14 protein-coding genes and 1 other annotated feature are annotated in these 18524 nt (G+C 27.8%); of the genes, 10 read left to right on the top strand and 4 right to left on the bottom strand.

The window, feature by feature from the left end:
- Positions 1-18: 18 nt before the first annotated feature.
- Positions 19-1350 (bottom strand): FAD-dependent oxidoreductase, encoded by a 1332-nt coding sequence (locus DR020_RS02115; RefSeq protein ID WP_112365123.1) that lies wholly within the window; start codon positions 1348-1350, stop codon positions 19-21.
- A 563-nt stretch (positions 1351-1913) separates the two neighbouring features.
- On the opposite strand from DR020_RS02115, the gene galU reads away from it, so the two are divergent.
- The 4 genes from galU (at position 1914) to DR020_RS02095 (ending at position 7379) form a co-directional block, all read left to right on the top strand.
- Positions 1914-2789, top strand: a complete 876-nt coding sequence (galU, locus tag DR020_RS02110) for a UTP--glucose-1-phosphate uridylyltransferase GalU (RefSeq protein WP_055258239.1) — start codon at positions 1914-1916, stop codon at positions 2787-2789.
- A 220-nt stretch (positions 2790-3009) separates the two neighbouring features.
- The gene (locus DR020_RS02105; protein ID WP_112365122.1) at positions 3010-4989 is read left to right on the top strand and encodes an amylo-alpha-1,6-glucosidase; all 1980 of its coding nucleotides are present in this window, start codon (positions 3010-3012) and stop codon (positions 4987-4989) included.
- Between the two features lie 546 nt (positions 4990-5535).
- Positions 5536-6534, top strand: coding sequence for a tryptophan--tRNA ligase (trpS, locus tag DR020_RS02100; RefSeq protein WP_058992815.1), 999 nt, complete (start codon positions 5536-5538; stop codon positions 6532-6534).
- A gap of 146 nt (positions 6535-6680) precedes the next feature.
- Positions 6681-7379, top strand: a complete 699-nt coding sequence (locus tag DR020_RS02095) for a response regulator transcription factor (protein WP_055258245.1) — start codon at positions 6681-6683, stop codon at positions 7377-7379.
- Between the two features lie 151 nt (positions 7380-7530).
- Here DR020_RS02095 and DR020_RS02090 read toward each other — a convergent pair whose 3' ends face one another.
- Complete coding sequence (locus tag DR020_RS02090) at positions 7531-9186, bottom strand: glutamine--tRNA ligase/YqeY domain fusion protein (protein WP_112365121.1); 1656 nt, start codon at positions 9184-9186, stop codon at positions 7531-7533.
- A gap of 204 nt (positions 9187-9390) precedes the next feature.
- On the bottom strand, positions 9391-10479 hold the full coding sequence (locus DR020_RS02085) for a GerAB/ArcD/ProY family transporter (RefSeq protein WP_235865649.1): 1089 nt from the start codon (positions 10477-10479) through the stop codon (positions 9391-9393).
- A gap of 178 nt (positions 10480-10657) precedes the next feature.
- On the opposite strand from DR020_RS02085, the gene DR020_RS02080 reads away from it, so the two are divergent.
- The 6 genes from DR020_RS02080 (at position 10658) to DR020_RS02055 (ending at position 17493) form a co-directional block, all read left to right on the top strand.
- A complete protein-coding gene (locus DR020_RS02080) occupies positions 10658-12076 on the top strand; it encodes a spore germination protein (RefSeq protein WP_112365119.1) in 1419 nt (472 codons plus the stop codon).
- Positions 12057-13193, top strand: coding sequence for a Ger(x)C family spore germination protein (locus DR020_RS02075; RefSeq protein ID WP_112365296.1), 1137 nt, complete (start codon positions 12057-12059; stop codon positions 13191-13193). The genes DR020_RS02080 and DR020_RS02075 overlap by 20 nt, the downstream gene beginning before the upstream one ends.
- 127 nt (positions 13194-13320) lie before the next feature.
- Entirely contained in the window at positions 13321-13734 is a 414-nt protein-coding gene (locus DR020_RS02070) for an ATP-binding protein (RefSeq protein WP_055258254.1), read from the top strand.
- A gap of 130 nt (positions 13735-13864) precedes the next feature.
- Positions 13865-14122, top strand: a binding site (T-box leader).
- Between the two features lie 53 nt (positions 14123-14175).
- Positions 14176-15396, top strand: a complete 1221-nt coding sequence (tyrS, locus tag DR020_RS02065; protein ID WP_112365118.1) for a tyrosine--tRNA ligase — start codon at positions 14176-14178, stop codon at positions 15394-15396.
- 256 nt (positions 15397-15652) lie between these two features.
- On the top strand, positions 15653-16627 hold the full coding sequence (locus tag DR020_RS02060) for a LacI family DNA-binding transcriptional regulator (protein ID WP_235804571.1): 975 nt from the start codon (positions 15653-15655) through the stop codon (positions 16625-16627).
- 173 nt (positions 16628-16800) lie between these two features.
- The gene (locus tag DR020_RS02055; protein ID WP_112365295.1) at positions 16801-17493 is read left to right on the top strand and encodes a metallophosphoesterase; all 693 of its coding nucleotides are present in this window, start codon (positions 16801-16803) and stop codon (positions 17491-17493) included.
- A 106-nt stretch (positions 17494-17599) separates the two neighbouring features.
- On the opposite strand, the gene DR020_RS02050 is transcribed toward DR020_RS02055, so the two are convergent.
- On the bottom strand, positions 17600-18478 hold the full coding sequence (locus DR020_RS02050; RefSeq protein WP_112365117.1) for a hypothetical protein: 879 nt from the start codon (positions 18476-18478) through the stop codon (positions 17600-17602).
- Between the last annotated feature and the right edge of the window lie 46 nt (positions 18479-18524).

The raw sequence follows: 18524 nt of genomic DNA, 5'->3' as shown, positions 1-18524 counted from the left end.
AACTTTAAAAATTTTATATTATAGAGCTTTTAAAGCTACTGCGTTTAATAAACTCCATGGTTTGTTATAGTGAGGTTGGAAGAAGAAGTCTGTAACAGCTAAATCTTCTAAAGTCATTTTGTTTTGTATTACTACAGATAGAGTATTCATGAATTGAGTTAAATCTATCTTAGATACTATTTGACCACCTATTATTACTCTAGTATCTTTATCATATACTAATTTTATAGTAGCAGGTTCAAAAGTTGGCATAAATTCTGGTCTATAATTGTCTGTTAATATTACAGAACCTACGTTGAATTTAGTTGTTTTCTTAGCAACTTCTTCAGTTAAACCAGTTGATGCAATGTTTTGTTCGTATATTTTTATTCCTGAAGTACCTTGAGTTCCTAAATATTTAAGAGTTGGTTCAACTATATTTTTAGCAACTAAAGTACCCATTCTTACAGCGTTTGTAGCTAGAGGAATATATCTTTCATCTCCAGCTGGATTGTATTTAACAACACAACAGTCTCCAGCAGCGAAAACATCTTTTTTGCTTGTTCTCATATATTCATCAATTATTATAGCTCCATTTGGAAGAGTTTCTAATTTATCTTTAATAAGTTTTGTATTTGGAGCAAATCCTATACAAAGAACAACTAAATCTCCGTCATAGCTTCCATTTTCAGTAACAACTTTAGTAACTTTTCCGTTAGCACCTTCAAATTTTTGAACTTTTTCTCCTAAAACAAGGTTAACTCCACGACTTGAGAATTCTTTTTCTGCAATATCAGTAAAATCTTTATCTAAATATTTGCTCATTATTCTGTCTTCAGCATCTATTAAAGTAACTTTCTTTCCTAAGTCTTCAAATGCTTCAACAAGTTCAACTCCGATATAACCAGCTCCAATTATAACAACATTTTTAGCATTTGAGCTTTTAGCTATTATAGTTTTAGCGTGATCATAGTTTTTACATAACTCTATGTTTTCTAAATTTCCACCTTCGAATCTTGGAACGATTGGCCATGAACCTAAAGTAAGAACTAATTTATCATAGTTATCTTCAAATTCTTTTCCAGAAGTTAAATCTTTAACTTTAACTTTTTTATTGTCAAAGTCTATATCAGTAACTTCATGTTTCATTTTAGTGTTAACTCCTATTTTAGCTAATCCCTCTGGTGAGTTATAGAATAATTTTTCAGGTTCAGTAACAACTTTATTTACGCTTAAAGCTATACCACATGATAAGAATGATATATTATCATTTTTTTCATAAACTGTTACATCACTATTTGGGTGAAGTTCCTTTAAATTTACTATGGCAGCTGTACCTGCATGTGTACATCCAACAACTATTACTTTCATTTTAAAATCCTCCTAAAAATACGTTTATATATGTAAATTGTCTTTTTAAATTTATTATTTAATAATTATTATCTTGTAATAAATACTATCATATTTTTTTTGCTTTGTAAATATAATTTTCATTTTTTTTAGAAATGTCTGAAAATTGAAAATTAGACAAAACAAATAAAATAAACTTTATAACATCTTTGATTAAATAATAATATTTATTAATTAATCATTACTATAGCACTCTTATATATATATGTAAAGTGGAAATATAATCTAGTTTATGCTTAAATCTTAAAATTAATCTTTATTAAAAAAATATTTTCAATTATTTATATATTAAGATAAGATGAAAAATTTTTATAAAATTTTATAATCTTAAAAACAAAACTGTTAATTAAAAAAAATTTTTTATAAATATTTATATTTTAATAATATAAATTATGAATAAAATTATATAGATAAAAAATTTCCTATTGTAATTTTTATAATAAGTAGTATAATTGTTTGATATAAGGTAAGATAAAAAGTTGTTCATATAATTTAATTTGCAAAAAAAAGAGAGGTAATAATAAATGGAAAAAAGAATAAGAAAAGCGATAATACCAGCAGCAGGTCTTGGAACTAGATTTTTGCCTGCTACGAAAGCGCAACCAAAAGAAATGCTTCCAATTGTTGATAAACCAACATTACAATATATAATAGAAGAAGCTATAGCTTCAGGAATAGAAGAAATACTTATAATAACAGGAAGAAATAAAAAAAGTATAGAAGACCATTTTGATAGATCAGTTGAATTAGAACTTGAACTTGAAAAGAAGGGAAAAAATGCTATGTTAGAAATGGTAAGAGACATATCTAATATGGCTGATATATATTTTATAAGACAAAAAGAACCTAAAGGATTAGGACATGCTATAAGCTGTGCAAAAAGTTTTGTTGGGGATGAACCATTCGCAATATTACTTGGAGATGATATAGTTTATAATGATGAAAAACCATGTTTAAAACAACTTATCGATTGTTATTCAGAATATAGAACAAGCGTACTTGGTGTTCAAACAGTAGCAAAAGAAGATGTAGATAAATATGGAATAGTTGATGGCGTTCACATAGAAGACAGAGTATATAAAGTTAGAGACTTAGTTGAAAAACCATCAGTAGAAGATGCACCTACTAATATAGCTATATTAGGTAGATACATAGTAACACCAAAAATATTTGAAATATTAGAAAATACAAAACCTGGTAAAGGTGGAGAAATACAATTAACTGATGCACTTTTAGAACTTATAAATAATGAAGCTATGTATGCTTATAACTTCGAAGGTAGAAGATATGATGTTGGAGATAAATTAGGTTTCTTAGAAGCAACAGTTGAATATGCACTTAGAAAACCAGAACTTAAAGATGGATTTACAAAATACTTAAATACTGTATTACAAAAATAGTAATATTTTATTTGTCATTTAAATACTTTAAATCACGTGTAAATTTAAATATGAGCTATATAAGAGAAATTTATAATTCTTTTATATAGCTTTTTAAATATAAATCAACCCTTCTCAATTTACAAAAATTTCTATATATAGTATCATAAAATAGTAATCGTTTCCTAAAATTTATTTGTAAGTTAGGAGGGAACTGTGCAAAGGTTGTGCAGTAATTTTTATGAGAATTGAAAAACAAACTTTAAGTGATTTTAATGTAGCTAAAAATAAAGAATTTTTAATAACAAATGGTTTAGGTGGATATGCGTCAAGAACAGTAAATAATTTAAGCTCTAGAATATATAGTGGCTTATTGATTGCTTCTTTGAATCCACCAGTTGAAAGAAGGCTTTTACTTTCAGATTTAAGAGAAAGAATTTCAATAAAAGATGAAACTAGACAAAGAAATGATAATATCATTCATTTAAGTGATAGAAATAAAAAAAATTTTAAAAATCTTTATGTTACATCATCGAATGAAATTTCTATGCAAGAGAGTTTTGAATTTAATATTTATCCGAAATATAGTTATTATGTGAATGAAACTTTTATAGATAAAGAGATTGTAATGGATTATGGACATAATACAACAGTCATAAAATATACAATTCAAACAACAGCTAATGATATAGAATTAGAGATAATGCCTTTGATAAATAATAGAAACCATCATGATGTAACAATGAAAGATGATTTTTTATGCATACAAAAAAATAATAAAAATGGAGTAAGTTTAACTTTTGATATAAATGATATAAAGTTAAATTTATTGTCAGATAAATGTAAGTTTTTTAAGGATGAAAATTGGATTTGTGACACACCTTATTTTATTGAAATTGAGAGAGGAAATTTAGGTATAGATTATCATTTTACTCCTGGATATTTTAATATAAATGTACAGAAATTTTCAAGGGTTGAATTTAGTATAATAGCTACTACCGAGGAAGATGTAAGTCTAGATGGGGATTATTATATAAACAAGGAAATTGAGAGAAAAAATAATCTTTTGAAAAAAATAAAAAATAGAGATGAATTTATAGATAAATTAGTTTTATTTAGTGATAATTTTATAGTTTCTAGAAAATCTACTGGTTTAAAAACTATTATAGCGGGATATCCATGGTTTAGCGATTGGGGACGAGATACCATGATTGCAATGATTGGATTAACATTGTGCACCAATAGATTTGATGATGCTAGAGAAATTCTAATAAGTTTTAAGAAATATATAAAAAATGGACTTATTCCTAATATGTTTCCAGATAGCGGAATGAACCCTCTATATAACACAATAGATGGTACTCTTTGGTATTTTAATGCTGTTTATAAATATTTAGAATATACTAATGATTATGATTTTATTTATGAAAATTTAATTGATAACTTAAATGATATAATAAATAATCATATTAAAGGAACTTATTATTCTATAAAAATGGATGGTGATGGGCTTTTAATGGGAGGAGATGAAAATACTCAACTTACATGGATGGATGTGAAAGTTGCAGGACATGCTGTAACTCCAAGGTATGGAAAAGCAATTGAAATAAATGCTCTTTGGTATAATGCAATCTGTTTTATGATAGATTTAAATAAAAAGTTTAACATAGAATATTATGAGTATGAAAAAATAAAAGAAAAAATAGAAAAAACATTTATAAAAACATTTTGGTGTAAAGAAACGAATTATTTTTATGATTACATTTATGGTGAAGAAAGAAATAAGCAAATAAGACCAAATGGTGTAATAGCTTTAAGTCTACCATATTCTTTAGTTAACAAAGAAATAGGGAAAAAAGCTTTAGAAACAGTTTTTAAGCAGTTATATACACCTTATGGACTTAGAAGTTTAAGTAATTTAGATGTTGAATTTAGGGGAGAGTATAAAGGAAACTTATATGAAAGAGATATGAGTTATCATCAAGGGAGTGTATGGTCGTGGCTTATTGGTCCAATAATAACGGCAACTAAAAGATATTTAAACGATACTAGGTTATGTGAAAAAATGATAGAACCATTTAAAAATCATTTGAATGATAGTTGTGTTTTGGGAATATCAGAAATTTTTGATGGAAAGAACCCATATAATCCAAGAGGGGCATATGCACAAGCATGGGGAGCTGGAGAAGTTTTACGAGCTTATATTGAAGATGTAAAATAAGAGTTTAAACGTATATAATTAAAATATGTTTTGTATTTGATAAATTAAGTAGAAAAATATGTTTATAACTTATTGACATTGTGTTATTAAAAGTTTAATATTATACTAAGTTTGAAAATAATAATTAAAAATTCGATGATAAGGAAAAGTAGCTAAGCTTAGGTTCAATAAAGAGAGCTGATAGAGGGTGTAATATTGGCAAGAAAGGGTTTTAGTGAATGGGCCTTTGAGAAATAAAATGAAATTTTAAGTTGTTTTAAGAGATTAGTGGATATCGTTTTATACACGTTATAGTATAAGATATTTAAAATATCTAATGAGTGGCAATAAAATTTTTGAATTTTTTATTGCAATTTAGGTGGTATCACGGATTAAAATATTCCGTCCTATTTTTATAGGGCGGATTTGTTATTTTACAAAAAATATTTATATCATTATATTAGTAAAAAATGAAATTTAGCTTATCAAATATTATTGTAAGTGTAAATTTTTTTGTTTTAAATTTAATAAAAATACTAACTATAAACATAAAGGAAGGTGAAAGGTATGGAAGAGAACAAAAAAATAATATTTAGTGGAATTCAGCCATCTGGTGAACTTACTTTAGGAAATTATTTAGGAGCTTTAAAAAACTGGGTTAAGCTTCAAGACGAGTATGATTGTTATTTTTGTGTAGTTGATTTACATGCCATAACAGTTAAGCAAAAATCAGCAGATTTAAGAAGAAGAACTTTAGAGGTTTTGGCAATTTATATTGCAGCTGGAATTAATCCAGAAAAAAATACCCTATTTATACAATCACATGTTCCAGCACATTCAGAGGCTGCTTGGCTTTTAACTTGTAACTCATATATGGGTGAGCTTAGTCGTATGACTCAATTTAAAGATAAGTCTAAAAAGCATGGAGAATCTGTTCCAACAGGATTATTTACATATCCTGTACTAATGGCTGCCGACATACTTTTATATCAAACAGATTTAGTACCAGTTGGAGTAGACCAAAAGCAACATTTAGAACTTGCAAGAGATTTAGGTGGAAGATTTAATAGTGCTTATAGTCAAACGTTTAAAATTCCAGAACCATATATTCCACCAGTTGGAGCTAAAATAATGAGTCTTCAAGAACCAACTAAAAAGATGTCAAAATCAGATGAAAATGTCAATGGATTTATTTTAATTATGGATCCACCAGATGTTATAAGAAGAAAAATATCAAGAGCTGTAACAGACAGCATAGGGGTTGTAAATTATACTGATGAGCAACCTGGAATTAAAAATTTGATAAATATATTATCTGCTATTAAAGGATATACTTCAGATGAAATAGTTGCTATGTATAAGGATAAGGGATATTCAGAATTTAAAAATGATGTAGCTGAGGCTATAATTGAAGAACTTAAGCCACTTCAAGATAAAGTTAATGAGTTTTTAAAAGATAAAAAATCTTTGGAAACTATATATAAAGCTGGTGCTGATAAGGCAAATTATATGGCTAATAAAACATTAAGAAAAGTTCAAAAGAAAATAGGTTTAATCCCAAGATAATTATAAAAATAAGAAGAATTGGTGCGAAGTTTAGTGCATTAGTTCTTCTTTTTATAGAATTTATTCAAAATATATGTAATAATATTATATGGATAATATAATATACATAAATGTTTTTTTAATAATCGAAAGTTAGGGGGATAAAAATGGCTGAAAAAAAAATTCTAATTGTAGATGATGAAGATCATATAAGAGAGCTTTTGAAATTCAACCTAGAAAAAAATGGATACGTTGTATATATGGCAAATGATGGGTTAAATGGATTGAAGCTTGCAAGAGAAAAGCAAGTTGATTTAATTTTATTAGATTTAATGCTACCTGGTATGGATGGATTTGAAGTATGTAAAGAAATACGTAGGGATAACATAATATCTAATGTGCCTATCATAATGCTTACAGCAAAAAGTGAAGAAATAGATAAAATTTTAGGTTTAGAATTAGGAGCTGATGATTATATAACAAAGCCATTTTCCATAAGAGAACTATCTGCTAGAATTAAGGCACTTTTAAGAAGAAGCAATGTAAAATACGATAATGAAATTTTAAGATTTGGTAACATAACTTTAAATTTGCAGACAAGAGAAGTTTTAAAACATGGAAAAAAATTAGATTTTACTTTGAAAGAGTTTGAAGTATTAAAGCTATTAATTCAAAATAAGGGAAAAATATTAACTAGAGAAATATTATTAGATAAGATATGGGGATATGAATATGTTGGAGAAACTAGAACTGTCGATGTTCATATAAGACATATTAGAAAAAAAATAGAGGAAGATGATAAAAAACCAATATATATCCAAACCATAAGAGGTGTAGGGTATAAGTTTATAGGTGATGTGCTATAATTTTATATCTATTATGAGCAAATATTTGTATATTTGCTTAAAAATAAACATAAATAAAACGTTTACCAAGGCGTTTTACATATACTAAATATGATTTTAGATAAATCTCTAAATCTATCTAAAATCATATTATTAAAGATGAGTAAAAAAACTATTTAATTTTGAATGAACTCTTAAGAGATACAATTCTATTAAATACTAATTTATTATCATCACTATAAACAGGATCAATGTTAAAATATCCATTTCTAACAAGTTGGAACTTGTCATTTCCTTTAGAATTTTTAATGTTTGTTTCAATAAATCCTTGAGTTACAGTTAGTGAATTTGGATTTATTTGTTCTAAGAAATGTTTGTTTTCTTCACTCTCTGAGTCTAGAATTAATGGTTCGTATAATCTAAATTCACAAGGTAATGAATTATTTGCATCTACCCAATGAATTGTTGATTTAACTTTTCTTCCTGTAAATCCAGAGCCACTTTTTGTTTCAACATCATAAGTTCCATGAATTTCAACAACATTTCCGTCTTTATCTTTTATAACGTCTGTACATTTAACAAAATAAGCCCCCATAAGTCTAACTTCATTTCCTGGGAAAAATCTATAATATTTTTTTGGAGGGTTTTCCATGAAATCTTCTCTTTCTATATAAAGTTCTCTAGAGAATGTTATAGTTCTTTTTCCAGCAGTTTCATCATTAGGATTATTTTCAACTTCTAATACTTCTGATTGTCCTTCAGGATAATTAGTTATTACAAGTTTTAGAGGATTTATAACAGCCATAGCTCTTGGTGCTTTAGTGTTTAAATCTTCTCTTATAAAATGTTCTAGCATTTGTGAATCAACTGTTGAGCTAGCTTTTGCAACACCAATTTCTCTGCAGAAATTTCTGATTGATTCAGGTGTATATCCACGTCTTCTAAGACCTGCGATAGTTGGCATTCTAGGGTCATCCCATCCATCAACTACACCTTCATCAACTAACATTTTAAGTTTTCTCTTACTCATAACAGTATTTGTAATGTTAAGTCTTGCAAATTCTATTTGTCTAGGGGTTGAACTCATTTCACAATTTTCAACAACCCAATCATATAAAGGTCTATGGTCTTCAAATTCAAGAGTACAGATTGAATGAGTTATGCCCTCTATTGCATCTTCTAAAGGATGCGCAAAGTCATACATTGGGTATACACACCATTTGCTTCCTGTATTATGGTGTTTTGTGTGAGAAATTCTATAAATTATAGGATCTCTCATATTTATATTTGGAGATGACATATCTATTTTAGCTCTTAAAACTTTTGAACCATCTTCAAATTCTCCATTTTTCATTTTTTCAAAAAGGCTTAAGTTTTCCTCAACGCTTCTGTTTCTATAAGGACTTTCCTTACCAGGTTCTGTTAGAGTTCCTCTATAAGCTTTTATATCTTCAGGAGTTAAATCACAAACATAAGCTAATCCTTTTTTTATTAAAAGAATTGCTTTTTCATACATAGTATCAAAATAGTTAGAAGCAAAGAATAAGTTATCCCAATTAAATCCTAACCAGTTAACATCTTCTTTAATAGATTCTACGTATTCTGTATCTTCTTTTACAGGGTTTGTATCATCAAATCTTAAATTAGTTTTTCCTTTAAATTCATCAGCAAGTTCAAAATTTAAAACTATGGATTTAGCATGGCCTATATGAAGATATCCATTTGGTTCTGGTGGGAAACGAGTGATTATTTCTTCGTGTTTACCACTATTTAAATCATCTATAACTATATTTCTTATAAAGTTAGATGAACTTTGAGTATTTGACATATTATCATTCCTTTTCTTTAATTTTATCTCATGTCTACCATTTCTAATAATTTATTTATCTTTGTTTAAAGTTTAATATTCTTTGTTAGAACATTATGTAGTAAATAATTAGAGGTGATAGCATTTAAAAATAAGCTTAAAGCTTATTATTTTCCTATAATACATAAAATTATATTACCATAAAACAAAAAACCTATCTACTGCTTATTTATGTACTTTAGCTTTTTTTCTTACAGCATAAATCCCATAAATTATTATAGGAAGAACAAAAAATACTACAAAGTTTATATATTGATAATAAGGTAATATAGAAAAAAGAGTATATACATTGTTGCCTAAATATAAAGATGATATATAAACAATTAAGGAAACTACGGACAAAAATACTAATTTGTTTTTGAATTTATCCTTCCAAATTGTATATAGTGAAAAAATAGATATTACATACTTTATTGTCCAAAGAAAAATAGAAATAACCATAGTTAATATGTCTCCATTTTCTATAAAGCCCCCAAAGGAAATAAGTTGTGTTTGTATAAACTCTGGATAAAAAATATTACCACTTCTTTCAGCACCAATAGATGAAATTAAATTGACTATGAAAAATATTAAGCAAGATAAAACTATAGGAATTATTATAAGTGATGTTTTTTTTAGATTTTTTTTATCATTAATTCTATTCAAAAAAGGAAGCAATATAAAAAATGATGAAAATGAACCAAGTTGACTTATTATAGATGTAGTCCATGTGTTTATAGAAACATTTTTTAATATTGGTAGAAGGTGGCGTAAGTTAGTATATTTTATTGATAATAATATTATTACTATTGATAGTATTGATAGTATACTAACGCTAATTATAGTAGTTATTAAAACACTTCTAAATCCGTTTTTAGATATAAATAAAGCTGTACCTATAAAAAATAATAGCGAGTACCAAATAGGAGTTTTTATGAATATGTTTGTATGTATTGAGCTAGAGCTTACGGTTGCACATTCTATACATGCTAGTACAAGGCATAGAGAAAATATGAATAAAAATAAATTTCCCAAATGTTTACCAAGTGATTTATAACAAACTTGCTTAAAGTCGTAAGCATTTTTTTTTGAGATTATAGAGAGAATTATCCAAGCAAACAATAAAAAAATTAAACTAGATATTATTGAAAATATCCAAGTATTCCTACCCCCCAATCTTATAAATGTAGAGGGGTAATTAAAAAGCGTTGCAGCAAGTGGTGCAACAATAAAAAACATAAAGTGTTTAGATGTTATCTTTTCCAATATATTCACCTCATTTAATTTTGTTTTAACTTTTTTGAGTTTATTTATAATTTTTAGCGTTTAAGGCATATTTCAAACCTAATAAGTTATGAACATAGCTAAGTAATAATCAGTGCTTTAATTATTATTTGCAATTAAATGAATATTAAACATTGTTTATACAAACAATATTTTGGGTGATAAAATTATGAAAAAACAGTTAGACTTCTTATCAGATAAATTTAAAAATAGTTTTGATGTAAAAAAGAGAGAAATAGAAACGGCTTTAGGGCCTGCAACTTTAATGTTTACTGATACCTTATGTTCTACACAATTTATAAGTGAGTATATTATAAAGCCTTTAACTATTGTTATGGATGGAATAAAAACAGAAGACGATATAATAAAACGGGTTTTAAATATAAACTCAGCAGATTATGTTAAAGATGATAATGATGCTATTTTACATGTTTTATCAGGAGATGTTGTTATCATTTTTCATGATAAAGAAAAATCAATATTTTGTGAGGTAAAGGGATATACAAGAAGAAGTGTTAGTATACCTGTTACAGAAGCTGGCTTAAAGGGACCTAGAGAAGGGTTTACTGAGGCTTTTGTAGATAATGTAACTTTAATTAGAAGAAGGGTAAAAAATGCAGCGTTAAAGTTTGAAGCGATTTATGTGGGAAAAGAAACGCAAACAGTTGTGACTTTAACTTATATAGAAGGTGTTGCTCCAAAAGAAATAGTAGATAGTGTTAGGAAAACATTAAAAACATTAGATTATAACTTTGTATTAGATTCAAATTATATCGAGGCAAAACTTAGAGCAAAGAGAACGCTTTTTGATACCGTTGGATACACGGAAAAGGCTGATGATGCAACAGCTAAAATTTTAGAAGGGAGAGTTGCGATTATAGTAGATGGAACACCATTTGTTATAACAGTACCGTCATATTTTATAGAAAATTTTCAGGTGCCTGATGATTTTTATTTAAACAGATATTTTGCAACATTTACAAGAACTTTAAGGTGGATAGCCTTCTTTATAGCCTTATTTTTACCAGGGCTTTATGTTGCGGTAACCACTCATCATTTTTCAGTATTACCTACAACATTTATATTTAGGCTTGCTGTATCTAGGGTTGGAGTTCCTTTTCCTACGATTGCAGAGGTTTTAATAATTATGTTTCTATTTCAGCTTATTAAGGAAGCTGGACTTAGATTACCACAACCCATAGGAACGTCTATGAGTTTGGTTGCTTCATTTGTACTTGGAAGTTCTGCAGTAGCGGCTGGAGTAGCATCAACAATAACTATAATAGTTGTCTGTATAGCAGCGGTTTGTTACTTCTTAATTCCAAGACTATATGCAGCAGTGTCTCTTTGGAGCTTTGTGGTGGCTATATTTGGAGCATTATATGGTTTCCCAGGAATAATATTTATAGGGCTTATTATATTAGCACATTTATCTAATTTATACACATGTGAACATCCTTATTTATTTCCAGTAGGAACTTTAGGAGAACATAAATTTCAAGATTTATTGTCAAGAGGAAGTTTGGAGAAAATTTCTGGGCATATAGTAAAGGAGGTACATGAGAAAAATGGAAAATCTAAAAAATAGATTATTAAAACTATTTTCTTTAATCCTTCTCTTTATTTTTTTAGGTAGTATGCAAGGATGTTATTCTTATGAAGATATTAATAATGGAATATTTGTTACAACTATAATATTTGATGAAAATGAAATAGGAGATGTAGAACTTTATTTAGATACTGTAAAACCTTATAGAAGCGCTAATGAGTCATCTGATAAGGGACAGAGAGAGGTTTATCAAGGAACAGGGAGGACTGTTGGAGAAGCTATAAAGGCTATAAATTTACAAGCTAGTGGACAAATAAGTTTTAGTCAATGCAAAGCATATATTTTTACTGAACAGGTTTCAAAAGAAGGTATAAAAAAATTTATGGATGCAATAAATAGAAATCAAGAGTTTATGATAAGACCATATATGTTTGTTTTATTCGGAAGTCCTAGTGAACTTTTAAATCAAGTCACAGGGGATGAGGAATATTTAGGAATTTATTTAAATCAACTTGTAAAAAAAATGAACGAAAATCCTAAAGTTATAGCGATAAATGCTAATAATTATTTAGCAGCTAGAACAAGTTATAATAATATAGCAGTATTAGGTGCTTTAACTATTGAAAATAATAATGGAAAAAAGAGTTTAGATTTAAGTGGAGGGGCTCTTTTTAAAGATGAGGTTATGGTAAGGAAGATAAGCACTAGTGAGGGAATGAGTTATAATTTTTTAACTGGTAGGGTTAGAAGTGGAACATTGGAGGCCATAAATCCTCAAGATACAAATAGTTTTGTAACTTTAGAAATACAAAATTCTAAAACAACAACATCAATAAATTATGATGGCGAAAGAATTAAACTTTATAAAAAAATAGTCATAGATTGTTATTTAGCAGATTCGCAAAGTAGACTCATGGTAGATAAAGACGTTTTAAATATAATAAAGTATGAAGAGGAAAGTATGTTAAGTCAGTACATACAAATATTATTTACAAAGTTTAAAAATGATAATTTAGATATAGCAAATGTGGCAACACTATTTGAGCAGGAGTATCCAAATATAACTTTAAGTGTAGATCCATTAACTATAACGGATTTAGGTTTGGATATTGATATAAAAATAAATGGAACTAGTAAAGTAGCAGATACCTTTTAAGGAATAAATATCACTTCTCTATCATATTTAAGTGGAAGTCAGAATAGTATATATAAAGATAGATAAAGGCATTAAAAATTAAAATAAATGATTTTCACTTAAATTTTATGTAGAGGAGTGGGAAAATATGATTCAAGTTTTTTTTGATCATAGAGGTGCTGGAAAAAGCAAAAATTTAATTGGTTTAGCTAATAATGAAGTTAAAAATTGTAAAGGAACTGTTGTTTATATTGATGATGATAAAAAGCATATGTTACAACTTCAAAGTCAAATAAGGTTAATAACATTAGATGAATTAAATGTTGAAGGGGCAGATCAATTTTATGGGCTTCTTTGCGGGATAAAAGCAAAGGATTATGATGTGGAAAGTATATTTATTGATGGGCTTAGCAATTTATTAAATATTAGCAATATAGAACAGGTAAAACAGCACTTTTGTATGATTGAAAAATTCAGCAAAAATTTCAATGTAAACGTATATATAAATATGCATTGTTCAGATTTTGAGGTACCTGATTTTATAAAAAAATATGTATCTTAGGCAATTTAAGTGAAAAATATTTTTATTAAGGATTAATTTAATTTTCGGAAATTTTAAAACACGTTTTTATAAAAATAAATCTGGTTGACAACTATAAAAAACAATAATATAATTTTAAGCAAGAAAATTAGAAAAAGCGTTGACGAGAAGGAGTAAATTTAATTTTAGTTTTAAAGAGAGCCCTTGTTTGGTGTAAAAGGGAAAACGAATTAAATAGAATACATCTCAGAGCAGCACTCCCAAAAGATAACAACCAGTAGGAAGATGTCGTAAGTGCACACGTTACAGTGCTAGAGTATAACTAAGTTTTTAGAGTACTTGATGAGTTTATTATGGTGACGTAATAAAGAATTAAGGTGGTATCGCGTGATTATATCCCGTCCTTTATATTTTGTATAAAGGGCGGTTTTTTATTTTTATAAAAATTTGGAGGAAAGTTAAATGTCAAATGTATTGGATACTTTATTAGAGCGTGGGTATATTAAGCAATTTACTCACGAAGAAGAAACAAGAGAATTATTAGAAAAGGAAAAAATAACTTTTTATATAGGTTTTGATCCAACAGCAGATAGCTTACATGTAGGTCATTTTATAACAATGATGTTTATGGCTCATATGCAAAGGGCAGGTCATAGACCAATAGCTTTAATTGGTGGTGGAACTGCTATGGTTGGAGATCCAAGTGGTAAAACTGATATGAGAAAGATGCTTACAAAAGAAGAAATAGAGAATAATGTTGCATCAATAAAGAAACAAATGGAAAAGTTTATAGATTTTTCAGATGATAAAGCTATACTAGCTAATAATGCAGATTGGCTTTTAAAACTTAATTATGTTGATTTTTTAAGAGAAGTTGGAGTTCATTTTTCAGTAAACAGAATGTTGACTGCTGAGTGTTTTAAGCAAAGATTAGAAAAGGGATTATCTTTCTTAGAATTTAATTATATGTTAATGCAAGGATATGATTTTTATGTTTTAAATCAAAAATATAATTGTAAAATGGAACTTGGTGGAGATGACCAATGGTCTAATATGATAGCTGGGGTTGAACTTGTTAGAAGAAAAGCACAAGGTCAAGCAATGGCTATGACATGCACATTATTAACAAATAGCCAAGGTCAAAAGATGGGTAAAACAGTTGGAGGAGCGTTATGGCTTGATCCAAAGAAAACATCACCATATGACTTTTATCAATATTGGAGAAATGTTGATGATGCAGATGTTGAAAAATGCTTGAGATTATTAACATTTGTTCCTATGGATGAAATTAAAAAACTTGCTGCTTTAGAGGGAGCTGCTATAAATGAGGCTAAAAAGGTTTTAGCTTTTGAAGTTACTAAACTTATACATGGAGAAGAAGAAGCTAAAAAGGCTCAAAGTGCTGCCGAAAGTTTATTTGGAGCTGGTGGAAACATGGATAATGTTCCTACGGTTAAAATAGAGAATGAACAAGTTGGATCACTTTTATTAGATATATTAGTAGCAGGTAAGATAATACCATCTAAAGCAGAAGGAAAAAGACTTGTACAACAAGGTGGCTTAAGTTTAAATGGTGAAAAGGTTACAGATATTAAAAGAACTTTAAATAAAGAGGATTTTGAAGATGGGGTAGCTCTTATTAAAAGAGGAAAGAAAAATTTCAATAAAATAATCATAGAATAATATAAAAACTATATCAAAATTTCTATTTTGATATAGTTTTTTATTGCAGTAATTTTGTTATTTATCCTGTATAAGGAAGTTTAAAATATGATTAATACATAAAATGTTAATTTTTTATTAAATTTAGCTAAAAAGAATGAAAAAGCTAACATTTATCTATATAATTGAAATAACAAGTATATTTAGTGTTTTTAAATAAAGTTTACAAATAAAGAAAAATTTATTAAAAACTAAGGGGGAAAAGTTTTTGGTTAGAATGAAAGATGTTGCTGAAATGGCTGGAGTATCATTAATAACGGTTTCAAGAGTGTTAAATGCACCAGAACTTGTAAAAGATGAAACAAAGGCTAGAGTAGAAGAGGCAATAAAAGAACTTAAATTTGTTCCAAATTATACAGCTAAAGCTTTAGCTGAAAATAAAACAAGGGTTATTTATTTATATATTCCTAAGGAATCAAGTTTAGATGAACTTGTAAATATGAATTTAATATCTGGAATAATGGCACACTTAAGTGAAAAGCAATATTCACTTCAAATTACAAGAAACTTTGAACTTCCACAAAAATGTGATGGAATGATAATTATAGGTAGAAATGGTTTAGAAGAAGACATGGACAGTAAAATTAGAGTTCCGTATGTTGTGTTTGGAAGAAGCAATTTAAATGTTGATCACGTAGATGTTAATAATTATAAGGGTTCTTATGATATGACTAAGTATTTAATATCAAAAGGACATAAGGACATATTATTTTTAAAAATAAACAATGAAAATATAAGATTCAATGAACGTTTTAGAGGGTACAAGGATGCTCTTTTAGATAGCGATATAAAATTTAAAGAGTCTTTAGTAATAGATATAGATGAAAATCAAGAACAATTAGCATATTTAGCTATAAGATATAGCGAAAAAATTGAAAAAGCTACTGCTCTTTTTTGCTCAACTGATTTATCAGCAATAGGTGCTTATAGAGCTTTAAAAGAAAAAAATATTGTTATTCCTAAAGATATATCTGTAGTTGGCTTTGATGGGCTTGCAAATGAAGTTGTACCACTTACAACTGTTAAACAACCGATATATAATGTTGGAGAACGTTTGGCTGAAATATTAATAAATAGAATAAATAATAGATCAAAAGAAATTGAAAGAGTATTGTTAGAACCACAAATCATAGAGAGTAAAACAAGCGGATGTACATCATTATTGGGTAAAGATTTAAATTTAGCGTTATAAAAACTTAAATAATTAATTTCTTTAAGTTGTGATAGTGTTTATGATATAATGTAATAAAAAAGTAATTAGGGTGGAGAATTCTCCACCTTAATTTTATTGAAAGCAACACAAAAATATATCTTTCATTCTAATATGAGGTAGGGTGATAAGATGTGTTTAGAAAGGTAGGAATTATGGCATTATATGCTATTTCAGATTTACATCTTGCTTTGAGTACAGATAAACCTATGGATATATTTGGAGAAAAATGGATTGGTCATGATGAAAAAATTAGAAATAATTGGATAGAAAAAATAAAGGATACAGATACAGTTTTAATTGCGGGAGATATATCTTGGTCAATGAAGCATGATGATAGTAAAAAAGATTTAGATTGGGTGGATGATTTGCCTGGAAAAAAAATAATATCTAAAGGAAATCATGATTATTGGTGGTGTAGTATATCAAAATTAAATGCTATGTATAAAAATACTAAGTTTATTCAAAATAATTTTTTTACATATAAAGATTATGCTATTTGTGGAACAAGAGGATGGATTTGCAAAGGTTCGGAGAGATTTTCAGGAAAAGATGAAAAAATTTATTTAAGAGAAGAAATAAGGCTTAGATTGTCATTAGAAGAGGCAAAAAAGGCAGGATATGAAAAGATTATTTGTATGTTACATTATCCTCCAACTAATGAGAAGTTAGAGAATTCAGTTTTTACATCCATACTTGAGGAGTTTAAGGTTGAAAAAGTTGTATATGGTCATCTTCATGGGAATATTTTAAAAGATAGAATGTTAGAAGGAAATCACAATGGGGTTGAGTATATTTTAACAAGTTGTGATTATATAGATTTTAATCCGATTAAAATTTTGGATTAATTGCTTATAATGATATTTAAGCTGTTATTGTTTTAACGCTATTATATAGAAAACTCTATCTTAGAAAATTTAAGATAGAGTAAAAAAACAAATTCTTTATTAATTATTAATCCTCGTCTCTAAATTTAGATTTTCCAGAACCATGATGATGACCATTAGAACCATTATTGTCATTTCCATCATTAGGGCCATTGTTTCCGTTTCCGATATTTCCACCATTATTTCCATTTCCACAATTTCCAGAGTCTGAATCAAAATCAGAATCAGAGTCAACTATTTGGAATAACATACAGATACAGAATATAGAATATGCAGGAATATCTAAATCATAATTGCTTCTTCTTCCAGAAAGTTTTCTCAATCTTAAAATTATAGGTTCTCTAGTACCTTTAAATATACAAGATTCACGACTGCCATGATGATGTCCATTATTATCAGGATTATTAGGACGTCTGTTGTCATCATCTTCGTCATGATAATCGTGTTTTGAACAAGGTTTTAAAGGAACAGCTCTTCCACCTCTACTCATACGAACTAATTCGTATCCTTCAGGTACACAAAGGTCAACTAATTTTAAAGTTAAGCCTCTGCTAATTTTTAATTCGTCTTCTAAAGTTACTGAACCAGAACTAGCATTATAATCTTTGCTACCAAGATTTCCAAGTACTAATGTAAAGCCTATAGCGTCTCCTTCAGTTGGATAAAATGGTAAGCCGTGTTTGCAACCAAAGCAATCAGCTTCAGAGTGCATAAATTTTTTAGCGAATATTTTTATATCTGGTCTAACTCTTATTTTTTGGCACAAATCATCAGAATCTATACAAAAGATTGGACTATCGTCAAATAATACTTTATCACTATAAGTTAAAAGTGCATCATCAGGATCGTCAGGATCATTATCGCAATGATGTCCAGCTAAATCAGAAGCTAATAATTCTTCAGAATCTTCTAATGTTCCATCGAAAATATTTTTATCTTTATCCACAAATATCACCTTATAAATTATTTCTTTTAATATAAGTGTATTCACT

It is taken from the genome of Sarcina ventriculi (genome assembly GCF_900456775.1).
In the GTDB taxonomy this organism is placed as follows: Bacteria; Bacillota; Clostridia; order Clostridiales; family Clostridiaceae; genus Sarcina; species Sarcina ventriculi.
The sequence above is the reverse complement of the archived record's forward strand: the minus strand, read 5'-3'. Positions and strand labels throughout refer to the sequence as shown.

Bases quoted from the DNA above. Each gene is read 5' to 3' on its own strand.
- DR020_RS02070 (WP_055258254.1), top strand. From the start codon at position 13,321: ATGATTCAAGTTTTTTTTGATCATAGAGGTGCTGGAAAAAGCAAAAAT.
- DR020_RS02095 (WP_055258245.1), top strand. From the start codon at position 6,681: ATGGCTGAAAAAAAAATTCTAATTGTAGATGATGAAGATCATATAAGA.
- galU (WP_055258239.1), top strand. From the start codon at position 1,914: ATGGAAAAAAGAATAAGAAAAGCGATAATACCAGCAGCAGGTCTTGGA.
- DR020_RS02115 (WP_112365123.1), bottom strand. From the start codon at position 1,350: ATGAAAGTAATAGTTGTTGGATGTACACATGCAGGTACAGCTGCCATA.
- tyrS (WP_112365118.1), top strand. From the start codon at position 14,176: ATGTCAAATGTATTGGATACTTTATTAGAGCGTGGGTATATTAAGCAA.
- trpS (WP_058992815.1), top strand. From the start codon at position 5,536: ATGGAAGAGAACAAAAAAATAATATTTAGTGGAATTCAGCCATCTGGT.
- DR020_RS02080 (WP_112365119.1), top strand. From the start codon at position 10,658: ATGAAAAAACAGTTAGACTTCTTATCAGATAAATTTAAAAATAGTTTT.
- DR020_RS02060 (WP_235804571.1), top strand. From the start codon at position 15,653: ATGAAAGATGTTGCTGAAATGGCTGGAGTATCATTAATAACGGTTTCA.
- DR020_RS02105 (WP_112365122.1), top strand. From the start codon at position 3,010: ATGAGAATTGAAAAACAAACTTTAAGTGATTTTAATGTAGCTAAAAAT.
- DR020_RS02055 (WP_112365295.1), top strand. From the start codon at position 16,801: ATGGCATTATATGCTATTTCAGATTTACATCTTGCTTTGAGTACAGAT.
- DR020_RS02075 (WP_112365296.1), top strand. From the start codon at position 12,057: ATGGAAAATCTAAAAAATAGATTATTAAAACTATTTTCTTTAATCCTT.
- DR020_RS02090 (WP_112365121.1), bottom strand. From the start codon at position 9,186: ATGTCAAATACTCAAAGTTCATCTAACTTTATAAGAAATATAGTTATA.